The organism is Sphingobacterium siyangense, from assembly GCF_023277505.1.
Lineage (GTDB): Bacteria > Bacteroidota > Bacteroidia > Sphingobacteriales > Sphingobacteriaceae > Sphingobacterium > Sphingobacterium siyangense.
Genome location: NZ_CP080574.1, coordinates 921,445 through 934,055, shown reverse-complemented (window position 1 = coordinate 934,055; position 12,611 = coordinate 921,445). Strand labels below are relative to the sequence as shown.

The 12,611-nt window shown below is 40.6% G+C and carries 8 protein-coding genes; 6 read left to right on the top strand and 2 right to left on the bottom strand.

Going from position 1 to position 12,611, the window contains the following annotated elements; genetic code table 11:
• Window positions 1-35: 35 nt before the first annotated feature.
• From K2F45_RS03810 to K2F45_RS03785, 6 genes are all read left to right on the top strand, one after another.
• On the top strand, window positions 36-1,160 hold the full coding sequence (locus tag K2F45_RS03810; protein ID WP_237241967.1) for an ROK family protein: 1,125 nt from the start codon (window positions 36-38) through the stop codon (window positions 1,158-1,160).
• 23 nt (window positions 1,161-1,183) lie between these two features.
• Window positions 1,184-4,510: a SusC/RagA family TonB-linked outer membrane protein gene (locus K2F45_RS03805; protein WP_248933022.1), complete on the top strand. Its 3,327-nt coding sequence runs from the start codon at window positions 1,184-1,186 to the stop codon at window positions 4,508-4,510.
• Between the two features lie 11 nt (window positions 4,511-4,521).
• Window positions 4,522-6,105, top strand: coding sequence for a SusD/RagB family nutrient-binding outer membrane lipoprotein (locus tag K2F45_RS03800; protein ID WP_075991029.1), 1,584 nt, complete (start codon window positions 4,522-4,524; stop codon window positions 6,103-6,105).
• A 74-nt stretch (window positions 6,106-6,179) separates the two neighbouring features.
• Window positions 6,180-7,616, top strand: a complete 1,437-nt coding sequence (locus K2F45_RS03795; RefSeq protein WP_248933020.1) for an alpha-L-fucosidase — start codon at window positions 6,180-6,182, stop codon at window positions 7,614-7,616.
• A gap of 161 nt (window positions 7,617-7,777) precedes the next feature.
• Window positions 7,778-8,812 carry a sialidase family protein gene (locus K2F45_RS03790; protein WP_075991027.1) on the top strand — a complete coding sequence of 345 codons (1,035 nt, stop codon included), beginning with the start codon at window positions 7,778-7,780 and terminating at the stop codon, window positions 8,810-8,812.
• Between the two features lie 56 nt (window positions 8,813-8,868).
• Window positions 8,869-9,279 (top strand): hypothetical protein, encoded by a 411-nt coding sequence (locus tag K2F45_RS03785; protein WP_139144927.1) that lies wholly within the window; start codon window positions 8,869-8,871, stop codon window positions 9,277-9,279.
• On the opposite strand, the gene K2F45_RS03780 is transcribed toward K2F45_RS03785, so the two are convergent.
• Both K2F45_RS03780 and K2F45_RS03775 read right to left on the bottom strand, forming a co-directional pair.
• Window positions 9,280-11,643, bottom strand: a complete 2,364-nt coding sequence (locus tag K2F45_RS03780; protein WP_075991026.1) for a glycoside hydrolase family 3 N-terminal domain-containing protein — start codon at window positions 11,641-11,643, stop codon at window positions 9,280-9,282. It lies immediately after the preceding gene.
• A 411-nt stretch (window positions 11,644-12,054) separates the two neighbouring features.
• A complete protein-coding gene (locus K2F45_RS03775; protein WP_145328867.1) occupies window positions 12,055-12,549 on the bottom strand; it encodes a hypothetical protein in 495 nt (164 codons plus the stop codon).
• Window positions 12,550-12,611 lie beyond the last annotated feature (62 nt).

Below are 12,611 nucleotides of genomic sequence, written 5' to 3'. Positions count from 1 at the left end.
GCGGCGAAATTTTGAGAATTTTGTATTATAGACCGATGCAACCGATTGCAGATATAGCAAACTCTTTATCGAAAAGCATCCCCTCTGTCACTAAACAGATCAATGATCTCTTGACAAGAAATGTCATTGTCGAGAAAGGCTACGCTGCTTCCACAGGTGGCAGAAAAGCCATACAATACATGCTTAATGAAAATTTACAGCAAAGTATTATTAGCGTATCGATCGATCAATTCTATACGTCCATATCCTCTTCAAATCTTAAGGCTCAAACCATCTCGTCTCAGAACAATATTCCGATAGATCTCAGAGATAAAAGTGCGACGGATTCCATTCTTGAAGCTTTAGACAGTTTCATCATTTCAAATCAAATTGATATTAACCAAGTCATCGGTATTGGAATAAGCATTCCGGGATTCGTTGATTCAGAAACGGGCCTCAATGAATCATATAATGAAGATTCCCCTTTATATAACATTCGAAAACTATTTGAGCAGAAATTTAGGGTTCCGGCCATTATTGACAATGATTCACGTTGCATTGCCTTAGCTGAACGAAAGTTTGGTGAAGCTAAAGATTCATCTCATTCACTCGTGATCAATCTAAATTGGGGAGTAGGCTTAGGCATACTCATCAATGACGATATCTTCAAAGGAACCTCGGGTTATGCCGGTGAATTTAGCCATATTCCTCTTTCGGACACGCTGACATTATGTTCATGCGGCAAAAGAGGATGTCTTGAAGTCGAAGCTTCCATTAGCGCAGCCATTCGAAATACAGAGCGAGATATAAAAAACGGAGAATATTCTATTTATGATAAACTAGCGAATGAACATATCAATAAAATTGACGCATTAATTGAAGCTGTCCAAATCGGAGATCAAGTAGCGATCAACAATATCGGGAAAGTAGGCTACTTGCTTGGCAAGGGAATCTCAACATTAATACACATTCTAAATCCTGATAAAATAATCATCAGTGGCCGTGGTGCAGAAATCGGGGATATTCTGGCACCTCATATCCAAGTCGCGGTTAATGAATATAGCATTCCGAAGATTTCAAGAAAAACAACTTTAGCCATTTCCACTTTGCACAAAAGAGCGCAACAACTCGGCACAACAGCATTAGTCATAGAAAAATACATCACAAACATTATTAACTAACGTTTTACACAAATACCTAAAACATGAGTCTATTTTACAAAAAAACTGCAGGATTGGCGTTATGTACACTTTTCAGTGCTACATCGCTTTATGCGCAGCAAAGCATTTCTGGAATAGTTTCAGATGCTAATGGACCAGTCTCTGGCGCAACAGTTTCCGTTAAGGGAACAACTAGGGGTACACAAACAGGGGCCAATGGGTCTTTTACAATTCAAGCTTCCCAAGGTGAAGTCTTACGTGTATCCATTGTCGGATACAAGTCCCAAGAAATAGTTGTTGGTTCCTCAAAGACGATTAACATCAAATTAACAGAAGATGCTTCCAACCTGGAAGAGGTTGTTGTTACTGCCATGGGCATTAAAAGAGCTCCAAAGGAACTTGGTTATGCCATGAGTACAGTCGATTCTAAAGAATTAACAAAAACTGGTTCTCCAAACTTTGCGGGGGCATTGTATGGTAAAGCACCTGGAGTTCGTATTTCAGCAGCACCTGGAGGAGCAACATCGGGTATTAACATCAATATCCGTGGTACTAACTCAATCACAGGAAACTCACAGCCATTGGTTATTATCGATGGGGTACCAATGCGACAATCAAGCTTTAACAATTCGGATTATTGGGGCGACCAACGTGCCCGCGGAAATGGTTTAGAAGATCTCAACCCGGAAGATATTGAGAACATCAGCATTCTAAAAGGTGCTTCTGCCGCAGCTTTGTATGGGTCAGAAGCAATGAACGGGGTGGTATTGGTAACGACAAAATCAGGGAAAGGTGGAAAGGGTTTTTCTATAGATTTTAATGCCACCTACACGCATGATAAAATTGCTTATCTACCAAGATTTCAAGATGTCAGAGGCCCTGGTTATACAAAAGCCTATCAGAATGATGGACAGGCTGATGATATGTTTTTCTATTATGATAATAGCCGAGCTATCAACGGCGTAACGCGTGGCGTACTTCCGGCTACTGTAAACTTTGGACCTAAATTTGACGGTAAAGACATTATTTCTTGGGACGGTGTTGTACGTCCATATTCAGCTCAAAATTCGTACAACAAACTATTCAACAACCCAAATAATACTTCATTCAATTTAGCCCTTGGTCATACTACTGAAAATTCAAATACAAGATTCTCGGTCACACGTCAGGATAATCAGATGACCGCGCTTGAATCTTCAAACAAGAAGAATATTGCCAATTTAAATTCCTCGTTCAAACTTTGGGATAAATTAACAACAGACGTGGTCGTTAATTATGTGAACCAACATACACATAACAGACCATTCCTTACGGATCGTTTAATCAATAACTTCACCGGGATGATTTCAACATTTGACAATCCGGAGTGGTATCTAAACAAATATAAAACAAGCTTAGGTTATAAATATGTTACAGGCACAGACCAAAGCTTAACACCATCAGAAAATTTAATCTATAATGGCTATAAAACAGATGTATTGGATTTTATCTGGAACTCAAAAGCAAGACAATATGATGAATATTCCAATCGCGTTTTAGGATCAGTAACAAATACTTGGCAAGTAACAAGTGATTTCTCTTTAAGAGCACGTTTCTCGGCAGATATGACCTCACTGCGCACCGAAGATAAACAACCTAATGAAAAACCACTAGCTTATGAAAATACAGGGTATTTTGGTCTAGGCCAACAAAATGCCAATATTTACTATGCAGATTTTTTGGCTTCATATAGCAAACAGATCAATCAAGACATCAAAGTTGGTGCTATGCTCGGTTATACCGCAACCAAAAGTCAGGATACCTATGTACAACGGGAAACTGCGGGTGGACTAAGCGTAAGAAATTGGTATGATATCAACGCTTCGGTAAATACTATTGGCGGAAATTCAAAATACAATTACCGCAGAAATCAATTGAGAGATGCGCTGTTTGGAACCTTAAACTTTAACTATAAAAATTACTGGTTTCTTGAAGGAACATTGAGAAGAGAAATTATCTCAACAATGCACCCAGACGACAATGTTACTTACTATCCTTCTGTAAACTCAAGTTTGATATTATCCGAAGCATTCCATTTACCTGAAATATTCAGTTACGCTAAATTAAGAGGATCATTTGGTATCGTGGGTAACTATCCTAGGATCTATCAAAGCCCACTAAGTTATACGCAGAACACCATGGGAGTACAGACTCAAGGAGGTCAAGCTGTAATTTACACAAATGTGCCAACGAGTGCCTTTGGAAATGAGAAAATTAAATCGGAACGAAAAAAAGAATATGAATTTGGTTTGGAAACACGATTATTAAATAATCGTTTGGGCTTCGACATCACGTACTATAATGGCTTGATCCAGGACCAAATTCTAGACTACACCCTGCCAATTTCTATGGGATCGAGTTCAATCGTTGCAAATGTGGGAACTTTACGCAACAAAGGATGGGAATTTGCAATCACAGGTACTCCAATACAGCATGAGAATTTTAAATGGAATACAGTATTAAACTTCTCAATGAATAAAAATATCGTAGAAGAGTTGCCAGGTGGCGTTTCTGAACTTTTGCATAAAGATTATGATGGTGCAGCGGCACAATTAGTATCAAAAGTAGGCCAACCTATGGGCGATATCATGGTACATCCAGTAGCAACTGATGCAAATGGCAATAAAATTGTCCAAGATAACGGCTTATACCAAGTGGATGCCAATTCTTGGATCAAAGCAGGAAATGCAATGCCTAAAGCTGTCGGTGGTTTAACAAATACATTCACGTATAAAAATTTCACCTTGGATGCCTTACTTGATTTTCGCTGGGGTGGCCATGTTATGCCTACCGGTATAAACTGGATGATCAGTAGAGGTCTCTTAGAGGAAAGTTTAAACAACATGGATACAGAACATGGCGGGCTTAGCTACTATATCGCCAATGGAAAAGGGATCGCAACAACTGGAAGTACAGGTCCAAATGGAGAGACTGTTTATCATGATGGGATGCTGATGTCTGGAGTTAAAGCTGACGGATCGCAAAACGACAATATTATTTCACAGGCCGTTTATTACAACAACACATACAATTGGGGCGGACCACAATATTCTAACTCACGTTACGAACTATATGTACAAAAGAATAATTATATCAAGATGCGCGAGCTTTCAATAGCTTATCGTCTTCCAAAATCAGTTGCACAGAAATTAAGAGCTAAAAACCTTCAAATCTCTGCATTTGGACGTAATTTATTCTTTATCTACAGAAGTATAAAGGATCTAGATCCTGAACAAATGACTGGTGGGTCAAATTGGGTTGATCAAGTTTCCAATGCAGGAACAAGTCCGGCAACAAGAACATATGGTTTAATGCTACGTGCTAGCTTCTAATTATTAAAGACATGAAAAAATATATATTATATATGGGGCTGTGCGCAGCCACATTAGCTTTCACAAATTCTTGCAGTAAGAGTTCATTTGATGAAAACTACCGTGACCCAGGAAAAGTAACCGAGACGACCGTTGAAAAACAGTTTGCAGGTATGATTTACAGTTACAGACAATTAATTGTCCCTGAATATAGAAATTTATTTGTTACCCTTAGACCAACCATATTTAGATATTTACATATCACAGGCTGGATTAATGAGACAAACCAGTTATTGCCAGGAGCCGCTGCTATCGAGGACCGTTGGTCAAGATTTTACGAGGGACTTGCACAATATAGAGAGCTAGAAACAATCTACAACAAATCAGATGAAATAGCTAAGAAAGAAAGTAGAATCTACTATCTAACTGCTAAAGTTCTATTTTACGATGAAACACAGCAAACGGTCGATCTACATGGGGCCATTCCATGGTCTAAAGCGGGTATGCTGAGTACGAACAATAGTGATTATCAAAATTCGTATCCGGCCTATGACCAACCAGAAGACATCTATGCGGCCATCATGACTGACTTAAAAAGTATAAGCGCTGAATTGAATTCAATTACATTAAGTAGTGCTACCGCCAACAAATTCAAGACGCAAGATATAATCAATAATGGTGATATCGCAATGTGGAAAAAATATTGTAACTCACTTAGGCTAAGAATACTAACACGAGTTTCAGCGAGCTCAAAATTTGCCACACAAGCAAATCAGGAAATTGCAGAAATTGTTAATAATCAAACTACTAATCCACTGATTTTAACGAACGCTGAAAACGCCCAACTGGATATTTATAACCTGGACGATAACAGTATCCAAACTAAAAATATCAAAGATGCCTTCGAAGCTAGTGGTTGGTATGCAAACTTAGCTAGTAAGCGGATGATCGACAACATGCTTGAAAAAGTAGATCCAAGATTACCTTTTATGTTTGAGCCTGGAGCAAAAGCTGCTGGCAAATACATAGGTTTAGATCAAAGCAAAGTAAGTGCAGATCAGAATGCCTTGGCAATAGGTGGAACTTTAGCCATCTATAATCGATCTACATACTCAAGAAATCAATATTTCCCAGGTATATTATTTTCAGCGACAGAAACAAATTTACTGTTGGCGGAATACTACAATAAAGCAGGAAATGCATCGTCCGCGAAAACAGCATTTGAAAACAGTATTAAGGAATCTATTGATTTATATCGCATTATTAGAAGCAGATCCAACGACAATACAGTTGTTGCGCCCGCTGCTCCAACTACTGAAGCGATCAATACCTATATCAATAATGTTAACTGGGCAGGCGCATCTAATAAACTTGAACTAATTGCAACGCAAAAATGGATACATTTTAATGTTTTGCAAACTGTACAAGCTTGGTCTGAGCAACGTCGTTTGGATCTGCCTAAGTTTGATTTTGTTGTTCAAAACGCTGACATTCAAAAGACAGTACCAGTAAAATTTAACTTACCTCCTTCAGAAAGCGTGTATAATTCAGCAAATTATAATGCTGTAAAAGCGCAAGACAACGTCAACACCAAACTTTTCTGGGACGTTAATTAAGGCATACACTACATCTATCTATAAGAAGGCCACCTAAGGTGGCCTTCTTTTTATCATTTTCATTATCTTTATCCATGCAAAAATTAAAAACCATTATATCCACTGCGCTGATCGCTTCAAGCGCAACACTAGCGTTTGGCCAGGCACATAACGTATCTAATGGCTACCAAAAACCGACAGATCCCTTAGTGATTGAAAATCTCGAACAATGGCAAGATATGAAGTTTGGTCTTTTCATGCACTGGGGTACCTATAGTCAATGGGGAATCGTTGAAAGCTGGAGTATCTGTCCTGAAGATGAAGGCTGGACCCAACGCAATCCCGAACATGGTAAAACTTATTTTGAATACCTCAAGAACTACGAAAATCTACAGACCACCTTTAATCCTACGGATTTCAATCCACAAAAATGGGCCGATGCCGCAAAAGCTGCCGGCATGAAATATGTCGTCTTTACAACAAAACATCACGATGGATTTGCCATGTTCGATACCAAAGAATCGGATTATAAAATTACATCCTCCAAAACACCATTTTCGACAAACCCAAAGGCAAATGTGACCAAAGAAATCTTCAATACCTTCCGTAATGACGGTTTTAAAATTGGGGCTTATTTCTCCAAACCGGACTGGCACTCCGATTACTACTGGTGGTCATACTTTCCGCCAAAAGACAGAAATGTCAATTATGACCCTAAAAAATACCCGGACCGTTGGCAAAAATTCAAAGATTTCACCTACAATCAAATCAACGAACTGACCTCAGCATATGGCAAAGTCGACATTCTTTGGTTGGATGGTGGTCAGGTGCGCCCCTTAGAAACCGTTGACAAATCTGTTGACTGGCAACAGACAATCAAAATGGATCAGAATATTGACATGGACCGCATTGGGGGCATGGCAAGGAAAAATCAACCCGGCATTATCGTTGTCGACCGTACAGTACCTGGAAACTGGGAAAATTATGTCACGCCTGAACAAGCGATTCCTGAACATCCCTTGGATATTCCATGGGAAAGTTGTATCACCATGGGAAATTCGTTCAGCTATGTGCCCAACGACCAATACAAACCGACCAAAAAGATTGTTGAAACATTGGTGAAAATTATTTCCCGCGGTGGAAACTACCTATTGAACATAGCCCCTGGCCCAACAGGAGATTATGACCAGGCAGCATACGATCGCTTGAACGAACTGGCAGCCTGGATGAAAATCAATCAAACTGCAGTGTTTGCAACACGTACGATTGCTCCATATCACCAAGGTGACTATTACTACACTAGAAGCAAAGACAGTAAAGTGGTCAATGTATTCCATCTTTCTGAAGGTGATACTTACCAGCAGCCAAATGAATACGTCTTTCAAGTACCTGATAATTTTAGCGTAAAGAAAATCGCTATTTTGGGTCATAAAGGTAAATTAGACTGGTCTCAACGTGGTAACCAAATTACCTTGAGAAGCCCTAGTACACGATTTAGTTATGCGACTGCAATTCAATTACAAAGCAAATAATATAAAATTCCGTTGGATATAATCTAACGGAATTTTATCATTTAACAAGGTCATTGTTTACCGATCACCGCCTGAACATCTCAATATTCCCAGAGCCTCTGCTCAGGAATAAGAAAATAAGTCATCAACAAACTATGGGGTTTTTAGAACCTTAAATTCCAATGAAAAAAATCAACCTATTTCCACTATTTATCCTTCTTTTTCTATCCTCGTGTGCAACGTATAAACCTCAGATCCTGGTATCAGAGCAAATTTTTAAAACAGGCCAGGTTCCATTCCAACAATGCCATGCTTCCACGATTCAAGTCATCGGAAAAGACAGTTTATTGGCAGCCTGGTTTGGTGGTACACATGAATCTAACCCCGATGTTGTCATATGGAGTTCACTGTATAGCCATGGACAATGGCAGCGTCCTGTACAGATTGCAGACGGTATCCTTGGTGACAACCGCTTTCCAACATGGAATCCTGTCTTCTATCAATACCCGCACAGTGACACCCTATCTTTGTATTATAAAATAGGGCCCAATCCCAGAGAATGGAAAGGCTATGTCAAACATTCACTGGATAAAGGAACGACCTGGTCTGCAGAGCAGCAGTTGCCTGAAGGTATTTTGGGGCCCATCAAGAATAAACCGCTCACCTTGACAAACGGACTGCTTCTCTCCCCTTCCAGCACGGAGTCCAAAGAAGAAATCTGGAAAGCACACCTGGAAATCAGCCGCGATCATGGCCGCTCCTGGTCCGTCAGCGCAATACGCCCCGATACCAGTATCCAGGTTATTCAGCCAAGTGTGATCCAACATACAGATGGACGCATTCAGGTGCTCTGTCGAAGTAAAGAAAATAAAGTGATGGCAGCATTCTCAGCAGATGAAGGCCTTACCTGGGGCCCCTGGCAAGCCACAAACCTGCTCAATCCCAATTCTGCCACAGACGCCATCCGTTTAAATAATGGTTTATTTATGATCGTCTTCAATCCGGCCATCGCTGGCAACGACTGGTGGGAAGGACGCACAAAACTCCATGTCGCCATATCAAAGGATGGCTTACAGTGGAAAGATGTCCTAACCCTTGAAGATGGGGTAAAGAACGATGAATATTCCTATCCGACAATTATTCAGGACACAAACGGTCTTATCCACATCACCTATACCTGGAATAGGAAAAGTATCAAGCATATTGTGCTCAAATAAGAATGATAGTTGTAACAAAAATGGCAGTAACTTCGTTGTATGCTAAAAACCAAGTTATGAGATCAATATCAAAATTATTAACATTATTAGCATATATCGTATCCGTAGGTTGCTCAAAGGAAACTGCTAATCACAACCTCTATCTCGAGGGAATCTATTCAGGAAAATTTATAGTCAGCTATAAAAATCAGGACCAAACTTTCACTGGAGACGTAACTGTACGGTTTAAAGCGGACAGTTTCTTTTGTACAGCAAACAAAAATAGATTTCCTGCAGGTGGCTCAGGAACATATGAGATTAATGGCGACCAAATTATTTTCAAAGATAAAAATGTATGGACCGCCGACTTCGATTGGGCTTTAATATTGAACCACAATTACACCTATTTAGTGAATGGAAACGATCTAACTTTAACAAAAGCTCCCCATCAACATAATAGCTATATCTATAAATTAACGAAGGATTAATTAATAATCCTTCGTTAATTCCAATTCTCCCTTCAACCGGATATCATCGGAAGATGCGCCGACCAAAAGTTTAAACCTGCCTTTTTCCGTCTTCCATTCGTTACCTGCATTCCAAAGTTTGAGGTCCTCCTTGGTCAATTGAAAAGAATAACGTTCTTTCTTTCCTGCGGCAATGTTTTTACGCTCAAACCGCTTCAACTGCATAACAGGTGTCACCACCGAACTTACTTCATCCACAACATACAACTGAGCGACTTCATCGCCCGCCAATTTGCCCTGGTTTACCACGTCGAACGACAGTGTACATACAAAATCATTGCCATTATCCTTCAGCGAGACCTGTAAATTGGAGTAATCAAAACTGCTGTAGCTCAAGCCATACCCAAAAGCATACAATGGTTTGGCCGACATTTCCACATAATCGTGATGTTTAGGTTTTGTATGGTTGTAATGTACAGGAAGCTGGCCGACCGAACGAGGTACCGAAATCGGTAATCTTCCAGCCGGATTATAGTCACCGAACAATACATCGGCAATAGCCAGGCCTCCCTCCTGTCCCGGATACCAGGCATTCACGATCGCAGGCACATGTTCAGCTGCCCAATTTAAGTTCAATGGTCTCCCCATAATCGTAACAAGTACAACTGGTTTTCCCGTCGCCTGTATCGCTTTCAGCAACTTGATCTGATCGCCCATCATATCCAAAGAAACGCGATCAAATCCTTCTCCGCTCTCCATATCACTTACCGTATTGGGATCCACATTGGCTGCTCCAGTTGCTTGATACGACGTTTTAAAATCACGTGCACTCGAACCACCCAGGACTAAAACCACCGCATCGGCCTGCTTTGCAGCTGCGACGGCGGCAGCGATATCGGAATTGCTTGTATCACGGATTGCACAACCTTTCACATAATCGACCCTGGTACTGTTACCAACTGCCGCCCGTATTCCGGTCAACAGGGTCTGAACTTTCCCCTCAGCTTGTGGAGCAGTATAATCGCCCAGCTGATTATAGGCGTTGTCGGCATTCGGTCCTATAACGGCTATTCGTTTCAACGATTTACTTAAGGGTAAGATATGCTGATCGTTTTTAAGCAAAACAATCGACTCGCGGGCGACCTGTCTTGCTACCGTTTTATTTTGTGCCGTAGCGACTTTTTGCGCTACCAACTTTTCATCCACATAGGGATGATCAAAAAGCCCCAAATTGAACTTCATTCGCAGTACACGGGCTACTGCTGTATCAAGAACAGCAGATTCAACGAGCCCCTGTTGGACAGCCTTAAGCAGATTTGAACCGTAACCAGTCCCGCTTAGATCGACATCCAATCCGGCATGTATACTTTGTGAAGCCGCTTCTTCTGCAGTCGCTGCTGTTGCATGCCCTCCATTGAGCCCTGATATACTTAATAGATCAGATACAACAAACCCCGTAAATCCCCAGTCTTTACGTAGAATGTCTTTTAGCAACCAGGGGTTGGCAGAACAAGGAATACCATCAATGCTATTATATGCTGTCATTACCGACCCAGCTCCCGATTTTACAGCACGCTCAAAAGGCGGCAGAAAATACTGTCTCAGGCTTCGTTCTCCAACCGATACGGACTCACCATTATGACCGCCATCTGGAGCGGCATAGGCTACAAAATGCTTTAAAGTTCCTATTATTTTATCGCGCTCACCTAGCTTCTCACCCTGAAAACCACGGATCATTGCAGTTCCCATCTGACCGATCAGATAGGGATCCTCCCCATAGGTCTCTTCAGTGCGCGACCAACGTGGATCTCGTGCCAAATCTAATACAGGACCATAGCCGTTTTTACCACCCACAGCATAAGTCTCCATGGCGATTGTTGATGCCATATCCTGAATCAACTGTGGGTTCCATGTACTCGCCTGTCCGATCGCGGTAGGGAACACTGTTGCACCAATCGCCATATGTCCATGTGGCGCCTCCTCAGACAACAACAATGGAATCCCTAGTCGAGTACTATCCACCATATAACGTTGGATCGCATTTGTAGCGCGCGCAGCTTCCACAGGGCTCAGGCCATTCAGTAAGGTTTTCTGTGTCCAAGGATCTGCACGTAAGGTTGCCCATAACAATCCGATATGCTGTTCTTTTACTGCCTTTCGCAATTTATTGCTGATTGTAACCTGCTTTCCGTTTTTGCTATACATTTCCCAGCCCAGCAATTTGCTCAATTGCCCGACTTTCTCTTCCACAGTCATCCTTCCCAATAGATCACTTACCCGTTTTTCAATTGGTAATGTACTGTTCTTATAGGGCAATTGCTGGGCTTGAAGTTGTGGGCAGAGCAATGTCGCCATTGCCGCCATAAGTAATATACGGACTTTCATAAGTGGATTATTATCTATCTAGTTTTCTTCATTAATCGGATCCGGTTTTATTATTTCACATTATCTATGCAACCGGTTTCCAAACCACTAAATTAACGATTTAGCCTAAATAATCAAGTTAAATTTTGATTCCTAATTCTTTTAATAATCATAGGGCGGCAGCATCGGTTTGAACAGCGTTCATCTAAACAACCTAACACAGGCTTTACTTTATGTATTGAAGTAGAGGAGAGCAAATGGCAAATATCCACGAAATTCATTCTAGCACGTTGGGCAACAACAAAACAGTTAGACAAAGAAAAAACTAATGTGAAAGATTCAATTGCAATTTCATCAAAACAGAATTGAACAAAAAAATAAAGACAGCAAGCCGTCTTTATTTTGAATGTTAAAGGAAATATACTACTTATCTTATTTTGTTGCAGCCGTTCGCTTACCTTGAAAATAGTATTCAATTGGAGCTGCGTATGCTAGAGGATTATTATTGCGCGAAATTAATATGAGCTGATCACCATCAAGCTGTACCTCATAACTTTGGTATGGGCTACTGTCGGCAAACTTGATACTTTTCTTCTCTTTATCATAGGCAAATGCGCGATGCTGTCCTTCAGCAAAAATCAAACTTTCAAATGTCAACTTATCATCCCCACATAGTTCTTTACCACGATTGACAGTGAACTTATTCGCTGACTCAGCAAATGTAAATGTATACACATTATCCTTTTCACAATCTTTCGGTTTGTGCTTCAATTGCTCGTTTGTCGTCCCTTTCGCAGACACGATGGGGCTCCATTCAAAACTTTCCAGCTGTTTTTGAACATCCATAGGTACAGTCATTTCATTTTCCTTACTACAGCTCGTCAGTAAAAAGAGGATTGCAAAACTCCCTGTAAATAATTTATTCATTACGGTTTCCATTAGTTATATCTTGAGAACGATCGTTCTAACAATATCGCTACAATAAAATC